Raw genomic sequence first — 17996 nt, 5'->3', positions numbered from 1 at the left:
TTGTATAATTATTAATCATTAATTTTTGCGTTTTTAATGTTACAATAAATTACTTCTGAGACAAAATCAGGGGAGGAAATGAAGTGAAAAAGAGATCAGTATTTTCGTATGTAACGCTTTTGTTGGTGCTTACGCTCATCGTGGCTGGCTGCGGCAACAAAAACAACAACCCTGCAAATCCAAACAACTCCGGCAACGGTGAATCCGAGGGCACTCAGGAAGCAAGAGCTTTCCGCATGAACCTCCATTCCGAACCGCCAAGTCTTGACCCGGCACTGATGGAAGACAACGTGTCCGGTACTGTAGCAACAGGTATTTACGAAGGCTTGACACGCAAGGACGAATCCGGCAACACAGTCGAAGGTATGGCTGAGTCGTGGGAAGTGTCTGAGGACGGCAAGACTTACACATTCAAAATTCGCTCTGATGCAAAATGGAGCAATGGCGATGCAGTAACCGCTAATGACTTCGAATTCTCTTGGAAACGCGCGCTTGATCCTGCAGTTGGATCGACATACGCGTACCAATTCTATTACATCGTAGGCGCTCAAGATTACAACGAAGGCAAGACAACGAATGCCGACGCTGTTGGCGTTAAAGCGCTGGACGCACAAACATTGGAAGTTAAGCTTAACTCTCCAACTCCTTACTTCCTTGGTTTGACTTCGTTCTACACGTACAACCCTGTTCACCAATCCGCTAAAGACAATGCTGCTTGGGCAGCTGACGCTGCAACGATCATCGGCAACGGTCCTTTCAAAATTAGCGAATGGCAGCACAATACGTCCATGAAGCTCGTTCCGAACGAGAACTATTATGCGAAGGACGAAGTAAAGTTCACTAGCGTTGACTTTACGATGATTGCTGACTCCGCAACTGAGCTTGCAAACTACGAAACGGATCAACTTGATTACACAGGCAAACCGACTGGCGAGATTCCGGCTGAGCAAATCCCTGTTCTTGCTGAATCGAAGAAAGACGAGTTCAACCAAATCGGTACGGCTAGCTCGTACTACTACATGTTCAACACAGAGAAAGCGCCATTCAGCAACGTGAAGGTACGTAAGGCACTGGCGATGGCGATCGATCGTCAACTGATTGTTGAGAACATTACGCAAGCGGGCGAACTTCCTGCATTCGGCTTCGTACCTCCGGGCATCGTTGGCGTGAACGGCAACTACCGCGACGAAGTGAAGGACGACTTCTTCAAAGAAGATATCGAAGAAGCTAAGAAATTGCTTGCTGAAGGTTTGTCGGAGCTTGGCCTTACTTCGTTCCCGGAAGTGAAGCTGACGTATAACACGAACGACACGCACAAAGCAATTGCTGACGCAATTGTTGATATGTGGAAGAAAGAGCTGGGCATTACAACGATTACGACTGCAGCTGAAGAGTGGGCTGTATTCCTTGAGAACAGAAATGCCATGAACTATGACATTCAACGTTCCGGCTGGGGAGCGGACTATAACGATCCAATGACTTACATGGACATGTTCGTAACGAAAGGCGGACAAAACAACACTGGTTTTGCATCTCCTGAATACGACGCTCTGATCAAAAAAGCATATGCAAGCAGCGACCAACAAGAACGCATTGATGCAATGAAAGAAGCAGAACAAATCTTGATGGAGCAATTACCTATCTTGCCGCTCTATTACTACAGCAGCGTATATTTGCTGAAACCAGGATTCGAAAATATATACCTGGACTACAAAGGCGACATTGAGTACACTCGCGGCTACTACGTAGCAAAATAGTGTGAGTCCAACGCTTGAAGTCGGGGATATATGCGAGCAGCATATATCCCTTTCTTTTGAAATAGGAGAGAGTCAAAGTTTCACTTATTTCGTTAATGCGAGACGCAGGCCGTCTTGTTTGATTCAAATATAAGAAAGTATAAATTTTGCTGCTTATACTATGCTTATATTTCTCCGCGAAACGTTAGCTGTTGCCGCCAAAGGACGGCACAGAACCGAGCTGCGCAAAGACGCAACTAATGGTTCGTGCGTAGCGACAGCCGTTTACGCTTGGTAAGGAGGTGTCCGTTGCATTGTTAAAATACGTATCCAAAAAGTTTCTGTCGATGATTGTGTCGTTGTTCGTTCTCGCGTCGGCAACCTTCTTCTTGATGAAGCTCATTCCAGGCGATCCGTTCCTGCGTGAGAAAGCGATTCCCGAGAAGATCAAAGAACATTTGTTTGCCATGTACGGTTTAGATCAACCGGTATGGAAGCAATATCTGATGTATTTGAACAACTTGCTTCATGGAGACTTAGGTATGTCGATGAAGCAGCAGTATATGTCCGTTACACGCATTATTAACGATAGCTTTAAGTATTCCGCGCAAATCGGCGTGCTGGCAATTATTGTTTCTGTTGCCGCAGGCTTGATTCTAGGCATTATTGCCGCGCTAAACCATCGAAAATTATTGGATAGCCTTACGATTGTCGTTGCCGTGCTTGGGGTTTCTATTCCGAACTTCCTTGCGGCGTCGGCGTTGCAATACGTTTTTGGCCTGAAGCTCCGCTGGCTTGACGTATCCGGTCTGAATGACTGGAGCGACTACATTATGCCGGTGCTTGCACTGTCGTTCTTACCCGCTGCATTCATTGCGCGCCTGACTCGCTCGACAATGCTCGAGGTTCTATCCGCTGACTATATTAAGACGGCTCGCTCCAAAGGGCTTAGCGGACGTATCATTCTCGTTCGTCACGCCCTTCGCAATGCGATCCTGCCTGTCGTGACCTACATCGGTCCGATGACKGCGAATATTATTACAGGCTCTGTCGTTGTTGAACAAATATTCGGCATCGGCGGCATTGGCAAGTTTTTCGTTCAAAGTATCACGAACCGCGACTATACGCTTATTATGGGCCTTACGTTGTTCTACGGCATTATTCTGATGGCTGCGCGGTTCTTAACTGACGTTGCATACGGCTTCGTTGATCCGAGAATTAAGTTAAGCAAAGGGAAGGGGGGCTAAATCATGGCAACGGATAAAATGTTGACCCCTGATGACTTTGTCAAGCTAACTAAGGAAGAGAAGAAAACAGAGACGGTCGTTCGCGAAAGTATTTCAGCTTGGAAGGATGCATGGCTCAGACTGAAAGCGAACAAGATGGCGATGATATGCCTTGCGCTTCTTATCGCTATTGTGATTATGGCGATTGCAGGCCCTTGGATTTCCAAGCTTGCAGGCCATGACTTCTCGACTAACCATTTGACGGAAAAGAACACTGCTCCGAACGGAACCTACTGGTTCGGCACCGATAATCTCGGTCGGGACATGTTCGCCCGTACGTGGATGGGAACGGGAATTTCGTTGCAGGTCGGCTTGTATGCGGCACTTGCCGATCTTGTCGTCGGTGTCATTATGGGCGGTATTATGGGTTATTTCGGCGGCCGTGTCGATGAAATTCTTAACCGCTTTTGCGAGATTATATATTCCATACCAAGCATGCTAATTATTATTTTGCTCATCGTTATTATGGAGCCTAGTATGTTCACGATTGTACTTGCGCTCAGTATAACCGGATGGGTCAATATGGCTTGGCTTGTCYGGGGTCAGATCATGCAACTCAAAAACCAGGAGTACGTCATGGCTGCGCAAGCGCTTGGCGCAAGCACGCCGCGTATTCTGTTCCGCCATCTAATCCCGAACGCAATGGGGCCGATTATCGTAACGCTGACATTGACCGTACCGAGTGCGATCTTCGCGGAGGCGTTCCTCAGCTTCCTGGGTCTCGGCGTGCAATCGCCGGCAGCATCGCTTGGTACAATGATTAACGATGCGATTAAGGCATGGACGCTATATCCGTGGAGAATGTGGTTCCCGGCTGTAATTATTAGTTTGATGATGCTTTGTTTCAATATTTTCGGTGATGGTCTGCGGGATGCGCTTGATCCGAAGATGAAGAAGTAGGAGGTGGACCATGATGGAAAGATTGCTTGAAGTCAAAGACCTTCGCGTTGATTTTAAAGTTCGCGGCGGCATCGTGCAAGCGGTGCGCGGCGTCAACTTTCATGTGAATAAAGGCGAGGCGGTAGCGATTGTCGGCGAGTCCGGCTGCGGCAAGAGCGTCACGGCGCAATCTCTTATGCGGCTCGTTCCGTCCCCGCCGGCGAAGACGACAGGCTCGATTCAATTCGCAGGCAAAGATATATTGAAGCTGACCGACCGGCAGATGGAGGACGTGCGCGGCAAGGAAATGGGCATGATCTTCCAAGACCCGATGACCTCGCTGAACCCGACGCTGACGATCGGCCGTCAGATTACGGAAGGACTTGTGAAGCATCAAGGCTTAAGCGGCGAGAAAGCTCGCGCTAAAGCCATTGAGATGCTGGAGCTCGTAGGCATTCCGAATCCGGCTTCGCGCGTGAAACAATATCCGCATCAATTCTCCGGCGGCATGCGCCAGCGGGCGATGATTGCGATCGCGCTTGCGAGCAATCCGTCCCTGCTTATAGCGGATGAGCCGACAACGGCGCTTGACGTTACGATTCAAGCGCAAATTATGCAAGTGATGAAAGATTTGCAGCATAAGCTTGGCACTTCTATTATTCTTATTACGCATGACCTTGGCGTTGTGGCCGATGTGTGCGATCGCGTTATTGTCATGTATGCAGGCAAAGTCGTGGAAACGGGAACGAAGTGGGAAATATTCAAAAATCCGAAGCATCCATATACGAAGGGGCTGCTGCGCTCCGTGCCGCGTCTCGATCAGAAGAAGGACGAGCCGCTCGTTCCGATTTACGGCATGCCGCCGGATTTGATCAAGCCGCCTGTAGGCTGCAGCTTCTGTGCGCGCTGCGACGAAGCGATGCGCGTCTGCATCGATAACGATCCTGAATTGCTTAAAGTAGGCGACAGCGAGTCGCATGCTTCGGCATGCTGGATGGCGCATCCTTATGCGCAACCGGCAAAACGGGAGGTGTCGGTATGAGCCAGTCGTTGATTGAAGTGAAAAACTTGCGCAAATTTTTCAATCTCGGAGGCGGTACGACACTACAAGCGGTTAACGATATTAGCTTGTCGATTCAGAAGGGCGAGACTGTCGGCGTCGTTGGAGAGTCGGGCTGCGGCAAGTCGACGGCCGGCCGTACGATTATGCGTCTTTATGAGCCGACGAGCGGTTCGGTTGCCTTCGAAGGCAAAGATATTTATGGTCTGAAGGGCTCGAAGCTGAAGGCGCTTCGCCGCGATATGCAAATGATTTTTCAAGATCCGTACGCATCGCTTAACCCTCGTATGACGGTCATGGACATTATCGGGGAGCCGCTCGATATTCATAACCTCGCCAGCGGGGGCAAGGAACGTCGGAAAAAAGTCGAGAATTTGCTCGATTTGGTCGGTCTTAATCCGAGCCATGCGACACGTTATCCGCATGAGTTCTCCGGCGGTCAACGCCAGCGTATCGGCATTGCTAGGGCGCTTGCGGTCGATCCGAGGTTCATCATTGCCGATGAGCCGATCTCCGCGCTTGACGTATCCATTCAAGCTCAAGTCGTTAACTTGATGCAGGATTTGCAGCGCAAGATGGGTCTGACTTATCTGTTTATCGCGCATGACCTGTCGATGGTTAAGCATATTAGCAACCGCGTTGCCGTTATGTATTTGGGTAAAATTGTAGAGCTTGCTTCCAGTGACGACTTGTATGCGACGCCTGCGCATCCGTATACGCGAGCGCTTATGTCGGCGATCCCGATTGCCGATCCTGAGGTTGAAGCGACGCGGGATAGGATTGTGCTGACTGGCGATTTGCCGAGCCCGATCAACCCGCCGAAGGGCTGCCAGTTCCATACGCGCTGCCCAATCGCTACCGATCGCTGCAAGGTGGACGAGCCTGCTCTTGTCGAAACAAGAAAAGGACATTTCGCCGCGTGTCACTACGCATAATGAACGAAGAGTAGCCGTATGGCTGGCCGATTACCGGCTGCCGTGCGGCTCTTTTTGGTAAGTGTGAGGTTAAGCAATTTAGAGCCTAATGTCCCTTCCTGTGTTAGAATATGGGTAATACAGATGGATGGAGAGGACGGAAGCAATGAATCAATTTGTACCCGGAATGTTCGTTTTTCTAGTCGTCATTATTGTTGTCGTAATCGTTGTTATCAACATAGCGAAGTCTAGTCGGCAATCATACTCTGGCAGAGGCCCCGGTAGTATGAAACGCTATTATGCTTCATGGCCGGCAGAGGAGCCGCCTCAGGCGCTTGGCGTGCCGTACGGGCATCCAGCCAGATCCGCAGCGGAGAGGCTTGAATCGGCGCTCGGTCTTGATTTCGAGGCTCGCATCAAGGATCGTGTGCTGAAGGAGCAGCCTCGTCTGACCGATAACGAGTGGAAATGGACATGGTTTGAGCTGAAGCGTTACTTTCTGATGTGCGCGACGATGAGAAGCGTGCCGATGTACAGCCGTTCGGCGGATGCGATCTGGCATGAGATGTTAATGTTCACGCGGGAATACGAGCAATTCTGCGCTAAATTCAGTGGCGACCTTATTCATCATGCTCCTCATGCAGCGGGTGTACAGCCCGAGCCGGGCGAGCGGGCGTGGTTCGACTGGGTATACGGCGAACTGTTCGAGCGCACGCCGGCGAGCGGAAGGGTGTGGGGGACGTTCTACCGCACGCCGCTGCCGCAGTCGAAGCTCGATGAGGTTGAAAGATGGGGCGAGGATCGTTTGAAGCAAGAATGGTTCAACGGCAAAACGCCGCTCAAGCACGCCGATATTGGCGGTATAATCGATCATTTGATTGGCCGGTTGAAGGAACAGCTTGGAGCCGCTAGAGGCAATCAAGCCCGCAGCCGGCATAGCCGCTCGTTCACGAACGGCGCGCATAATCCATCTCTGGATGGGATCACCTTCCTATCCGGTATGCTCATTTTCAACTCTCTTCATCACTCCAATGATTTCGCAAGGCAGATGGACAATTTGCAGACGGATGAAGAGCGCAAATCGAATTCGAGCGGCGATTCAACATACGCATGCAGCGGCTCTTCGCATGACGGCAGACATGACGGAGGCCATGACGGTCATTCGGGCGGCGGTCATGGCGGCGATTCCTCCTGCGGCAGCGGCGGAGGCGATGGTGGCGGCGGCTCTTCCTGCGGAGGCGGTGGCGGCTGCGGGGGTGGAAGCTAGTGGTAAGTGTGTAAGATGCGTAAGAATGAAACAACCCGCGTCCTCTGAAGATGGATACGGGTTGTTTCATGTGCTGCAGCACCTGCAATAAGAGCATAGATGCTCTTACAGCGAGCGGTATGGTGTGTTAACGTCTGTAAGGGCGTATGCACTCTTACGGTGCGGTCGAGGAGGCTCGGTAATCTCGCTGGTTCGCGTTTCTGCATTTATCGACAAGCAACAGCATTAGCCGTACAGGCTTGGACATACTGAAATAGTAAAAAACTCAAGATGCATCACGGGGTTTACAATGCTATAATAGTTGGGATTGTGTCAAGCCTACAACTATATACAGGAGGAATTACGCTCCATGAGCAAACTAATCATTTGCGACCATCCTTTAATTCAGCATAAGCTGACTTTTATTCGGAATAAAGAAACGAATACGAAAGATTTTCGGGAATTGGTTGACGAAGTAGCCACATTGATGGCTTATGAAATTACGAGAGACATTCCGCTGGACACGATTAAAGTGGAAACGCCTGTCGCTGTAACAGACGCCAAAGTCGTATCGGGCCGCATGCTTGGACTGGTGCCGATTCTACGCGCCGGACTAGGTATGGTCGACGGCATACTGAAGCTTATTCCATCCGCTAAGGTCGGACATATCGGACTCGCTCGCGATCATGAGACGCTGCAGCCGAAGGAATATTACATTAATTTGCCGACAGATGCCCCTAATCGTTTGCTGATCGTGATCGATCCGATGCTGGCAACGGGCGGTTCGGCTATTGCCGCTATCTCCTCGCTTAAGAACCACAATTGCGACCAGATCAAATTGATGTGTCTGATTGCTGCACCTGAAGGCGTGAAGGCTGTTCAGGAAGTGCACCCGGACGTAGATATTTATATCGCCGCATTGGACGAGCGCCTGAATGAGAAGGGCTATATCGTACCAGGTCTTGGTGACGCGGGAGACCGCATGTTCGGGACTAATTAGAGCCTCAGAAGGCAACTTTTAATAGGAGTGGAATCTTTTGACCAAACTGAAGGTAATGACCATTTTCGGTACGCGTCCGGAAGCAGTCAAGATGGCACCGCTTGTTCTTGAACTGCAGAAGCATGACGATCAGATCGAATCAATCGTATGCGTGACGGCCCAGCATCGTCAGATGCTGGATCAGGTGCTCGACTTCTTCGAGATTGAGCCGAATTATGATTTGAATGTAATGAAGGATCGCCAGACGCTGACAGAAACGACCGTACGGGTGCTTGAAGGCCTCGATCCGGTGCTGCAGCAAGCGAGGCCAGACATCGTGCTCGTGCACGGAGATACCCAAACGACGTTTCTAGCCAGCTACGCGGCGTTCCTTAAACAAATTAAGGTAGGCCATGTTGAGGCGGGACTACGGACGTGGAATAAGCTGTCCCCTTATCCGGAAGAGATGAATCGGCAGCTTGCAGGCGTTCTATCGGATGTGCATTTCGCTCCTACGGAGTGGTCGGCGAACAATTTGCGCAAGGAGAACAAGTCCGAGGAATCGATCTATGTAACTGGCAATACGGCAACTGACGTATTCCAATATACGGTGGATGAATCGTTCATGCATCCTGTGCTGGATTGGGCTAAGGGCAAACGGATGATTCTGATGACGGCGCATCGCCGCGAATCGCTAGGCGAGCCGCACCGAAACATCTTCCGCGCGGTGAAGCGTATTGCGGACGAGCATGAAGACGTCGTTGTCGTGTATGCAGTCCATCTGAATCCTGCGGTAAGAGAGCCGGCGAACGAGATTCTCGGCAATCACCCGCGTATCCAACTGATCGAACCGCTAGATGTGTTCCAGTTCCATAATTTCTACCCGCATACGTACATGATTATGACCGATTCAGGGGGTATGCAGGAGGAGGCGCCGTCGTTCGGCGTGCCAACCCTTGTTCTTCGCGATACGACGGAGCGCCCGGAAGGAATTGAAGCTGGAACGCTTGAGCTCGTGGGCACGGATGAAGAAGCGGTATACAGCAGAGCGAAGGCGCTGCTGAACGATTCGGAACTGTACGGAAGAATGAGCAGAGCGGCCAATCCGTATGGCGACGGCAAAGCGTCAGAGCGCATTGTAGAGGCGATCTTGCATCATTTTGGCAGAAGAAAGTCGCGCCCTGAATCGTTCACACAACGTTCATAGTTTACATGCGTACAGCCTACTGTAAGGTTAATGTACAGCATACAGTAGTACTGTACGGTTTTGATCGCTCGGAACACTAGTAGAATCAAGGGTTTTGTACATCTTGTTCACTAAATGTTTGCAGTTATATCAATTGACAAAACCAGCGCTGCTTCGATAAAATATATGAGGATTGACAGGGGTACATGCCATGAATAGAAATAACAAAAGGGACAATCCGCTGCTGGCTGCCGGTCTTGTAGGCGCTCTCGGAATCAATGTCGCAGTTTGTATTTTCTTGGGGTACTGGATCGGCTCTTTGGGCGCGGACCGCTTCGGCGGCGAGATGGCTTGGAAGATGTCAGGTCTGCTTGTTGGTCTGGCTGTCGGCATTCTTTCAGCCATTCTGATTGTAAAGAGGGTTCTGGAGGATTCCGATGGATAACATTATGAAGACGGCAGTTCGGGTGCTCCTGTATCTGCTGGCAGCTTGTCTGCTGGTATGGGCTCTCGCTCCGGAATGGCGTATTGTCACACTCGGCCTTCTTCTAGGATTGGCGGCAAGTTCCATGAATGCGTTTTTATTGAGACGCCGCGTGGAGATGGTTACACATGGTGCAGCGGGAACTGGGCCGCGCAAGATGGGTCTCGGACTCGGAAGCCGGATCGCGACCGTGCTTTTGGTAGCCATGATCGCCTATCGTTTCCCGGAGAAGTTCAGCATGCCGGCCGCGTTAATCGGCTGTATGGTTATGCCGTTTATTCTTTTGGCAGCAGCTTATATTCATAACAAACGACAGTCTTAGCGGAAAGGGGTGAAAATTTTACATGCATGAATTTCCCATAGTGCATCTTGGGCCGCTCAACATTGATCTCTCGACCGTTATCGCATTATTCGTATCCGTTGTCATTACGATGATTGTGGCAAGATTGGCAGTTCGCAATCTGTCGGTGACTAATCCAGGCAAAATGCAAAACTTCCTGGAGTGGGTCGTTGAATTCGTACACGGAGTCATTGCCAGTGCAATGCCGCTCAATCGGGTTAAGCCTTTCCTATCGCTAGGATTGACGCTTATTATGTTCATTTTCATCTCCAACTTGCTCGGTTTGCCATTCGGTGTTACTTTCGAGGCGCATCACGTCAATAACGCGCTTGGCATCACGCAAGAATTGTTGGACGAGCATCACGGCGAAGCGCACGTTTCCTTCTGGAAATCGCCTACCGCTGACATTAACGTCACGGCTGGTCTTGCGATTATCGTATTCGTGATTGTCCACTACCTTGGCCTCAAGCAGAACAGAAAGCACTATCTGAAGCATTACTTCCATCCGTTCCCGATTTTCTTGCCGGTCAACCTAATCGAGACCATCGCAAAGCCGGTAACGCTGGCGCTTCGGTTGTACGCTAACATTTATGCGGGCGAGGTTCTTATCTCTACGATTCTGATGCTCAACTGGTACGGTATCCCGTTCCTGATCGCATGGCAAGGCTTCAGTTTATTCGTAGGCGGTATTCAGGCTTTCCTGTTCACGATTCTGACGATGGTATATATTTCGCAAGCTGCCATCCATGACGAAGCCGATGAACATCATTAAATAACGCTTTAGACTCGGACAAGCTCATGAAGCTCCGGGTTGGTTATACAACTAAAAACAACATATCTCGAGGAGGATTTTAAAAATGGAAATCTTGGCAGCAGCATTGGCAGTAGGTTTGGGCGCAGTTGGCGCAGGCGTAGGTAACGGTATGATCGTCAGCAAAACAGTTGAAGGTATCGCTCGTCAACCGGAACTTCAATCCAAGCTTCAAACAACAATGTTTATCGGTGTAGGTATCGTCGAAGTTGTGCCTATCATCGGCGTAGTTATCGGTTTCTTGGCGTTCTTCAGCGCTTAATTGAAAACAGTCATGATTGGCGGGGAAGGCCTAGCCCTCTTCGCCTTCGTTATGCAAATACGCTTTAATCAAACAGCGGACGGCCACAGCCGTTTACGCTTGGACACTACTGCAGTAAGAAAGGAGTGGCTTCAATGAGTTTGAGTTGGGAATCGATGTTAATAGCGATTATTTCGTTCGGCATTTTGTACTGGTTTCTGAACAAGTACGCGTTCGGTCCATTGTTCGGTGTAATGGAGAAGCGCAGACAGTTGGTGCTCGAACAGATGAATACAGCGGATTCCAGCCGTAAAGCTGCTGAACAGCAAATGGAAGAGCAGAAGGCAGCGCTGCAACAAGCGCGCAAGGAAGCCTACGAAATTATCGAGCAAGCGAGAACGACAAGCTCGAAGCAAGCGGACGATATCGTGCAAACGGCAAAATCCGAAGCTTCCCGCCTGAAAGACGACGCTCTCAAGGATATCGAAAGCGAGAAAAACAAAGCGATTGCAGCTCTTCGTTCCGAAGTTGGCGGCATCTCCGTTAAGATCGCATCGAAAATTATCGAGAAGCAAGTGGATGAGAAGGCACAGGAGCAGTTGGTTGATCAATACCTGAAAGAAGTTGGAAGCAAATGAGCCGCGATACGGTCGTAGCGAAGCGCTACGCTAAAGCGTTGTTCGAAGTTGCCGCTTCACAGCAAATCGTTGCTGAAGTGGAAGCTGAACTGAAACTGATTGCCACTGCTGTGGAACAGGACGCGGACGTTCAAAAATTTCTTTCTTTGCCTAACATTGACCCAAGCAAAAAAGTTGCGGCAGTTAAAGCGGCCTTCGGCGACAGCATCTCCGCGCTCGTTCTAAATACAATCGAAATTCTTATTTCGCGCAGACGGCAAGATATTCTTGTCGACGTGTACGCAGCGTATACGAAAATCGCGGGAGAAGCGCTTGGTCAAGCGCATGCAACGGTATATTCCGCGCAATCGCTCAGCGGCGAGGAGCTTGCTAACGTAGCAGCTCAATTCGGGCAATTGACCGGCAAAAAAATTATTGCGCAGCAAATCGTGGATCCTTCCCTGCTCGGCGGCGTACAAGTGCGCATCGGCGACCGTCTGTACGACGGAAGCTTGTCCGGCAAGCTGGATCGTTTACAAAAATCGTTTAAAATCTAATGCATGGTAGATAGGGGTGAACGAATTGAGTATTAGACCTGATGAAATCAGCACGCTGATTAAACAACAGATCGAAAACTATAAATCCGAAATTCAAGTTGTTGACGTCGGCACCGTAATCAATGTCGGTGACGGTATTGCCCGCGTACACGGCTTGGAAAACGCGATGCAGGGGGAACTGCTCGAATTCGCTAACGGTGTTGTAGGCATGGCCTTGAACTTGGAAGAAAGCAATGTCGGTGTCGTAATCCTCGGACCATACACGGACATCCGCGAAGGCGACCAAGTGAAACGTACGGGCCGTATCATGGAAGTACCAGTCGGCGAAGAGCTTCTTGGCCGCGTAGTTAACCCGCTTGGTCAGCCGCTTGACGGCAAAGGACCAATCAACACGACTCAATTCCGTGCAATTGAATCGCCTGCACCAGGCGTTATCGACCGTAAATCGGTTCATGAGCCTATGCAAACAGGCATCAAAGCGATCGACGCAATGGTACCGGTTGGCCGCGGCCAACGTGAGCTTATCATCGGCGACCGTCAAACAGGTAAAACAGCGATCGCTATCGATGCGATCATCAACCAAAAAGGCAACGGCGTGAAATGTATCTACGTTGCGGTTGGTCAAAAACAATCCACTGTTGCTAACGTAGTAGAAACGCTTCGCCGCCATGGCGCGCTTGACTACACAATCGTTGTAACGGCTGGCGCTTCCGAACCAGCTCCATTGCTCTTCCTGGCTCCTTATGCAGGCTGCTCGATGGGTGAATACTTCATGTACAAAGGCGAGCACGTTCTCGTTATCTATGATGACTTGTCGAAACAAGCGGCAGCATACCGTGAGCTTTCGCTCTTGCTCCGTCGCCCACCGGGTCGGGAAGCTTACCCTGGTGACGTATTCTACCTGCACTCCCGTTTGTTGGAGCGCGCTGCGAAGCTTAGCGACGCAAGAGGCGGCGGTTCTTTGACTGCATTGCCATTCATCGAGACGCAAGCATCCGACGTATCGGCTTACATTCCTACCAACGTAATCTCGATCACGGACGGTCAAATCTTCCTTGAAGCCGATCTGTTCTACTCGGGTCAACGTCCAGCGGTTAACGTTGGTATCTCCGTATCCCGTGTCGGCGGTTCCGCTCAAATTAAAGCGATGAAGAAGGTAGCCGGTACGCTCCGTCTTGACCTTGCGGCATACCGCGAGCTTCAAGCGTTCTCGCAATTCGGCTCCGACCTCGACAAATCGACGCTTGCCCGCCTTAACCGCGGTGCGCGCACGATGGAAATTCTTAAGCAAGACGTTAACATGCCGATGCCGGTTGAGAAGCAAGTTATCTCGATCTACTCCGCTGTTAGAGGTCACTTGGATGAAATTCCAGTTGGCGACATTCTTCGCTTCGAGAAGGAGTTCCATGCGTACCTGGATTCGAACAGCCCGGAAATCGGCCAATCGATCCGCGATACGAAGGACCTCGCTGGCGACAACGAGAAAGCTCTCGTTGACGCAATCAACAAATTCAAGAAAAGCTTTGCCGTAACGGCTTAGAAATATATCGTCTGCGCCCGTCCTACTTCAGTCCGGGCGCAGCTTCCTTACTCCTCCAACACCAGGCTTTGAGCATGCTGCGTAAGCTGTATGCGCAAGGCAACAAAGGCGGGTGAAACAAATGGCAAAAGGTATGCGCGATATTAAACGCGAGATTAAGAGCAAACAAAATACGAAGCAGATCACGAAAGCGATGGAGATGGTTGCGGCTTCCAAGCTGAGAAAAGCACAGGAAGCAGCGACAGCGTCCCGTCCTTACGCGGATAAGCTGAAGGAAGTTGTGGCTAGCATCGCAGCCGGCACGAAGGATGTGAAGCATCCGATGCTGGAAACGCGTCCGATTAAGAAAACGGGTTACCTCGTTATTACTTCGGACCGCGGTCTTGCAGGCGGCTACAACTCCAACATTCTTCGTAAAGTAACGCAAACGATTCGCGAAAATCATAAATCCACCGACGAATATGTATTGTTCGTTATCGGACGCAAAGGCCGGGATTTCTTCCGCCGCCGCAATATGCCGATCGTGGAAGAGGTTATCGGTTTGCCCGATGCCCCTACTTTCGCAGACATCAAGTCGGTCGCGTACTCCGCAGTGAAGAACTTCGCTGAAGGTACGTACGACGAGCTTCACCTGTACTACAATGAATTCGTCAATGCGATTACTCAAATTCCGACAGCAGTACGCTTGCTGCCGCTGGAAGATGTGAGCGGCAAAGGTTCTGTTGCATCGTATGAATACGAGCCATCAGCTGAAGGCGTGCTTGAAGTGCTGTTGCCTAAATACGCGGAAACGCTTATTTACAGCGCGGTATTGGACGGCAAAGCGAGTGAGTTCGGCGCTCGTATGACGGCAATGGGCAGCGCGACGAAAAACGCGAACAAAATGATTAACCAATTGACTCTTACGTACAACCGTGCGCGTCAAGCGGCGATCACGCAAGAAATTTCGGAGATCGTTGCCGGAGCGAACGCTCAATCGTAACTATAGATTTGCACTGTTACCGCGGGACGCTTGCGATAAGCGCCAGCCCGGGTGCAGTAACAAGAAGGAACCAGGAGGGAAAACCATGAAAAAAGGACATGTTGTATCCGTCATGGGTCCGGTCGTAGACTTAGAGTTCGAACGCGGCAGTCTGCCGGAAATTTTGAACGCTGTCAAAATCGAGCAAAAGGGCGAAGCAGGCGGCATCGATATTAATCTGACGCTTGAAGTAGCTGTTCACCTCGGTGACAATAAGGTACGTGCCGTAGCTATGAGTACGACTGACGGTCTAGTACGCGGTATGGTTGCTGTTGATACAGGCGCAGCAATCACAATCCCGGTTGGGGCGGCAACGCTTGGCCGTGTATTCAACGTACTTGGCCAACCAATTGACGAAGCTGGCGATGTAACATCGGCAATCAACTTGCCAATTCACCGTCCGGCACCTGCTTTCGACGAATTGTCCACGCAAGCGGAAATTCTTGAAACAGGCATTAAAGTAATCGACCTTCTCGCACCATACGCAAAAGGCGGTAAAATCGGCCTCTTCGGCGGCGCGGGCGTAGGTAAAACGGTTACGATCCAAGAATTGATCAACAACATCGCGCAAGAGCATGGCGGTATCTCCGTATTCGCAGGTGTAGGTGAACGTACTCGTGAGGGTAACGACTTGTACCATGAGATGAAGGATTCCGGCGTACTTAGYAAAACAGCGATGGTATTCGGTCAAATGAACGAGCCTCCTGGCGCACGTCAACGTGTAGCTTTGACTGGTTTGACAATGGCTGAGTATTTCCGTGATGAAGAAGGTAAAGACGTTCTTCTGTTCGTCGACAACATCTTCCGTTTCACGCAAGCAGGCTCCGAGGTTTCGGCCCTTCTAGGCCGTATGCCTTCCGCGGTAGGTTACCAGCCAACGCTGGCAACTGAAATGGGTCAATTGCAAGAGCGTATCACGTCGACGAAAAAAGGTTCGGTTACTTCGATCCAAGCGATCTACGTACCTGCCGATGACTACACGGATCCGGCTCCTGCAACGACGTTTGCCCACTTGGACGCTACGACGAACTTGGAGCGTAAAATCTCCGAGATGGGTATCTTCCCGGCGGTTGATCCGCTCGCGTCGTCTTCCCGTATCCTTAGCCCTGGCGTATTGGGCGAAGAGCATTACAACGTTGCTCAAGGCGTTAAGAAAATTCTTCAACGCTACAAAGAGCTTCAAGATATTATCGCAATCCTCGGTATGGACGAGCTGAGCGAAGAGGACAAATTAACCGTTGCTCGCGCACGTAGAATTCAACTCTTCCTGTCCCAACCGTTCCACGTTGCAGAGCCGTTCACAGGCACGCCTGGTAAATACGTTCCTGTTAAAGAATCCGTTCGCAGCTTCAAAGAAATTCTCGAAGGCAAACATGATGACCTTCCGGAAGAAGCCTTCCGTTACGTAGGTGTAATCGAAGAGGCCGTCGAGAAAGCCAAAACGCTGCAATAGTAGCGAAGGGCGGGAGGAATCCACATGAGTACCTTTTTGGTCGAAATAGTAACTCCGGAGCGTAAAGTATACGCGGAGACTGCGAATATGGTTAGCGTAACAGGCGTAGAAGGCGAGCTCGGTATTTTGCCGAATCACATTCCGCTTGTAACGCCGCTGCGCATCGCTCCCGTAACGATCAAACGCGATGGCAATAAAGTTGATATCGTAGCCGTTAACGGCGGTTTCATCGAAGTACGCAAGGACAAGATCGTTATTCTTGCCGAAAGCGCTGAACTCGCTACCGATATTAACCTTGAACGTGCGGAAGCTGCCAAGCAGCGTGCGCAACAACGTTTGAATGCTAAGCGTGATGAGGTTGACTACCGCCGCGCAGAGCTTGCTCTGCAACGCGCAATGAACCGTCTGAACATTAAGCAGAAGTAATCCAATGCACCAAGAGCACTGCCTAAGCCACTCGGCCTGGGCAGTGCTCTTTTTGTTATATTTAAAATAATATTGTAGAAAAGGTTGACATTGAAAATRAGAATCCTTATCATAGTGGAAGTGGTGAGAGAGATTATCAATATGGGGGAATGAAAGAAATGAAACGTTTGAAACTAATGAGCTTGATGTTGGCAGCGATGGTGGTGTTTCTAGCTGCATGCGGCGGCAACGCGAACAGCGGGAACACGAACAATGAAGGCACAGCTAATACGGAACAAGCTAACAATACAGCTACAAATGCTCCTGCTGCAGAGGACGATTCCGTCCGTACGATCAAGCATGCTATGGGCGAGACGGAAATTAAGGGTACTCCGAAGAAAGTTGTCGTACTGGAATGGACGTATGCAGAGGATCTGCTCGCGCTTGGCGTTCAACCGGCTGGCGTAACGGATATCGAGAACTACAACGTATGGTACGGTTATTTGGAGCAAAAGCTGAACGCGGACGTTGTTGAGCTTGGAACGCGTCAAGAACCGAGCTTGGAGACGATTACGAGTCTTGCACCTGATCTCATTATCGGCGTTAAATTCCGTCATGAAGCGATATACGATCAACTGAAAGCAATCGCGCCGACGTTGATCTTCAATCCGTATCCAGAAGAAGGCGGACTTGACCAATATAGCGAAATGGAAGAAACGTTCCTCGCAATCGGCGACGCTGTAAACAAGAAAGCCGATGCAGAGAAAGTATTGACTGATTTGCACGCTTCATACGAAGATTCGAAGGGCAAGCTAGCCGCTGCCGGTAAAGAAGGACAATCGATCGTCATGACGCAAGCTTGGAGCGCGGAGGGCGTTGCGACATTCCGCCTGTTCACGGACAACTCGATGGCGATGTCCATTCTAAGCAAGATCGGTTTGAAAAACGCGCACAAAGACGAAGCCTTCCAAATGTACGGTTACTCGGAAGGTTCGCTGGAAGCTTTGACAAAGGATGAAACGAAGCAAGCAAGCTTGCTTTACACGATTAGCCCTGACGACACCGTGTTTAGCGAATTGCTTCCGAAGAACGATGTATACAACAATCTTCCGTTCGTAAAGGAAAACCGCCTTTACAACCTTGACGGCATCTGGCCATTCGGCGGCCCGCTGTCCGCGGAACTTCTAGCAAATAAAGTAACTGACCTGCTTACGAAATGAGTCTAAAAGCTGTTAGCAAGA

General features: G+C 50.3%; 19 protein-coding genes. All 19 read left to right on the top strand.

Features of this window, described 5'->3' with window-relative positions; all coding sequences use genetic code 11:
- Positions 1-83: 83 nt before the first annotated feature.
- Positions 84-1757 (top strand): peptide ABC transporter substrate-binding protein, encoded by a 1674-nt coding sequence (locus AB4Z33_RS08515; RefSeq protein ID WP_442049516.1) that lies wholly within the window; start codon positions 84-86, stop codon positions 1755-1757.
- Between the two features lie 293 nt (positions 1758-2050).
- Entirely contained in the window at positions 2051-2983 is a 933-nt protein-coding gene (locus AB4Z33_RS08510) for an ABC transporter permease (RefSeq protein ID WP_337103890.1), read from the top strand.
- A 3-nt stretch (positions 2984-2986) separates the two neighbouring features.
- Positions 2987-3922, top strand: coding sequence for an ABC transporter permease (locus tag AB4Z33_RS08505; RefSeq protein ID WP_442049515.1), 936 nt, complete (start codon positions 2987-2989; stop codon positions 3920-3922).
- Between the two features lie 13 nt (positions 3923-3935).
- Positions 3936-4943, top strand: coding sequence for an ABC transporter ATP-binding protein (locus tag AB4Z33_RS08500; protein ID WP_442049517.1), 1008 nt, complete (start codon positions 3936-3938; stop codon positions 4941-4943).
- Entirely contained in the window at positions 4940-5896 is a 957-nt protein-coding gene (locus AB4Z33_RS08495; RefSeq protein ID WP_442049514.1) for an ABC transporter ATP-binding protein, read from the top strand. The genes AB4Z33_RS08500 and AB4Z33_RS08495 overlap by 4 nt, the downstream gene beginning before the upstream one ends.
- A gap of 145 nt (positions 5897-6041) precedes the next feature.
- The gene (locus tag AB4Z33_RS08490; RefSeq protein WP_442049513.1) at positions 6042-7142 is read left to right on the top strand and encodes a hypothetical protein; all 1101 of its coding nucleotides are present in this window, start codon (positions 6042-6044) and stop codon (positions 7140-7142) included.
- Between the two features lie 349 nt (positions 7143-7491).
- Positions 7492-8121: a uracil phosphoribosyltransferase gene (gene upp / locus AB4Z33_RS08485; RefSeq protein WP_442049512.1), complete on the top strand. Its 630-nt coding sequence runs from the start codon at positions 7492-7494 to the stop codon at positions 8119-8121.
- A 37-nt stretch (positions 8122-8158) separates the two neighbouring features.
- A complete protein-coding gene (gene wecB / locus AB4Z33_RS08480; RefSeq protein ID WP_442049511.1) occupies positions 8159-9307 on the top strand; it encodes a non-hydrolyzing UDP-N-acetylglucosamine 2-epimerase in 1149 nt (382 codons plus the stop codon).
- 190 nt (positions 9308-9497) lie between these two features.
- Positions 9498-9731 carry an AtpZ/AtpI family protein gene (locus tag AB4Z33_RS08475; RefSeq protein ID WP_307204789.1) on the top strand — a complete coding sequence of 78 codons (234 nt, stop codon included), beginning with the start codon at positions 9498-9500 and terminating at the stop codon, positions 9729-9731.
- Positions 9724-10092, top strand: a complete 369-nt coding sequence (locus AB4Z33_RS08470) for an ATP synthase subunit I (RefSeq protein WP_442049510.1) — start codon at positions 9724-9726, stop codon at positions 10090-10092. The genes AB4Z33_RS08475 and AB4Z33_RS08470 overlap by 8 nt, the downstream gene beginning before the upstream one ends.
- A gap of 22 nt (positions 10093-10114) precedes the next feature.
- The gene (gene atpB, locus AB4Z33_RS08465) at positions 10115-10882 is read left to right on the top strand and encodes a F0F1 ATP synthase subunit A (protein WP_442049509.1); all 768 of its coding nucleotides are present in this window, start codon (positions 10115-10117) and stop codon (positions 10880-10882) included.
- Between the two features lie 85 nt (positions 10883-10967).
- On the top strand, positions 10968-11183 hold the full coding sequence (gene atpE / locus AB4Z33_RS08460; RefSeq protein WP_307204792.1) for a F0F1 ATP synthase subunit C: 216 nt from the start codon (positions 10968-10970) through the stop codon (positions 11181-11183).
- A 134-nt stretch (positions 11184-11317) separates the two neighbouring features.
- Positions 11318-11800, top strand: coding sequence for a F0F1 ATP synthase subunit B (gene atpF, locus AB4Z33_RS08455; RefSeq protein WP_442049508.1), 483 nt, complete (start codon positions 11318-11320; stop codon positions 11798-11800).
- Complete coding sequence (locus tag AB4Z33_RS08450) at positions 11797-12336, top strand: F0F1 ATP synthase subunit delta (protein ID WP_442049507.1); 540 nt, start codon at positions 11797-11799, stop codon at positions 12334-12336. Before atpF ends, AB4Z33_RS08450 begins: the two co-directional genes overlap by 4 nt.
- A 25-nt stretch (positions 12337-12361) precedes the next feature.
- The gene (gene atpA / locus AB4Z33_RS08445; protein ID WP_442049506.1) at positions 12362-13876 is read left to right on the top strand and encodes a F0F1 ATP synthase subunit alpha; all 1515 of its coding nucleotides are present in this window, start codon (positions 12362-12364) and stop codon (positions 13874-13876) included.
- Between the two features lie 121 nt (positions 13877-13997).
- Positions 13998-14858 (top strand): ATP synthase F1 subunit gamma, encoded by an 861-nt coding sequence (atpG, locus tag AB4Z33_RS08440; RefSeq protein WP_442049505.1) that lies wholly within the window; start codon positions 13998-14000, stop codon positions 14856-14858.
- 85 nt (positions 14859-14943) lie between these two features.
- On the top strand, positions 14944-16350 hold the full coding sequence (atpD, locus tag AB4Z33_RS08435; RefSeq protein ID WP_442049504.1) for a F0F1 ATP synthase subunit beta: 1407 nt from the start codon (positions 14944-14946) through the stop codon (positions 16348-16350).
- A 24-nt stretch (positions 16351-16374) separates the two neighbouring features.
- On the top strand, positions 16375-16776 hold the full coding sequence (locus tag AB4Z33_RS08430) for a F0F1 ATP synthase subunit epsilon (protein WP_442049503.1): 402 nt from the start codon (positions 16375-16377) through the stop codon (positions 16774-16776).
- 158 nt (positions 16777-16934) lie between these two features.
- Positions 16935-17975: an ABC transporter substrate-binding protein gene (locus AB4Z33_RS08425; RefSeq protein WP_442049502.1), complete on the top strand. Its 1041-nt coding sequence runs from the start codon at positions 16935-16937 to the stop codon at positions 17973-17975.
- The last annotated feature ends 21 nt before the right edge of the window (positions 17976-17996 follow it).

The sequence above is a fragment of the Paenibacillus sp. 2TAB19 genome, from assembly GCF_052115185.1.
GTDB lineage: Bacteria > Bacillota > Bacilli > Paenibacillales > Paenibacillaceae > Pristimantibacillus.
The sequence above is the reverse complement of the archived record's forward strand: the minus strand, read 5'-3'. Positions and strand labels throughout refer to the sequence as shown.

What these genes read in the sequence shown, in the direction of transcription:
- AB4Z33_RS08500 (WP_442049517.1), top strand. Translation starts at nt 3,936, where the DNA reads ATGGAAAGATTGCTTGAAGTCAAAGACCTTCGCGTTGATTTTAAAGTT.
- AB4Z33_RS08495 (WP_442049514.1), top strand. Translation starts at nt 4,940, where the DNA reads ATGAGCCAGTCGTTGATTGAAGTGAAAAACTTGCGCAAATTTTTCAAT.
- AB4Z33_RS08490 (WP_442049513.1), top strand. Translation starts at nt 6,042, where the DNA reads ATGAATCAATTTGTACCCGGAATGTTCGTTTTTCTAGTCGTCATTATT.
- upp (WP_442049512.1), top strand. Translation starts at nt 7,492, where the DNA reads ATGAGCAAACTAATCATTTGCGACCATCCTTTAATTCAGCATAAGCTG.
- AB4Z33_RS08475 (WP_307204789.1), top strand. Translation starts at nt 9,498, where the DNA reads ATGAATAGAAATAACAAAAGGGACAATCCGCTGCTGGCTGCCGGTCTT.
- AB4Z33_RS08470 (WP_442049510.1), top strand. Translation starts at nt 9,724, where the DNA reads ATGGATAACATTATGAAGACGGCAGTTCGGGTGCTCCTGTATCTGCTG.
- atpB (WP_442049509.1), top strand. Translation starts at nt 10,115, where the DNA reads ATGCATGAATTTCCCATAGTGCATCTTGGGCCGCTCAACATTGATCTC.
- atpE (WP_307204792.1), top strand. Translation starts at nt 10,968, where the DNA reads ATGGAAATCTTGGCAGCAGCATTGGCAGTAGGTTTGGGCGCAGTTGGC.
- atpF (WP_442049508.1), top strand. Translation starts at nt 11,318, where the DNA reads ATGAGTTTGAGTTGGGAATCGATGTTAATAGCGATTATTTCGTTCGGC.
- AB4Z33_RS08450 (WP_442049507.1), top strand. Translation starts at nt 11,797, where the DNA reads ATGAGCCGCGATACGGTCGTAGCGAAGCGCTACGCTAAAGCGTTGTTC.
- atpG (WP_442049505.1), top strand. Translation starts at nt 13,998, where the DNA reads ATGGCAAAAGGTATGCGCGATATTAAACGCGAGATTAAGAGCAAACAA.
- AB4Z33_RS08430 (WP_442049503.1), top strand. Translation starts at nt 16,375, where the DNA reads ATGAGTACCTTTTTGGTCGAAATAGTAACTCCGGAGCGTAAAGTATAC.
- AB4Z33_RS08425 (WP_442049502.1), top strand. Translation starts at nt 16,935, where the DNA reads ATGAAACGTTTGAAACTAATGAGCTTGATGTTGGCAGCGATGGTGGTG.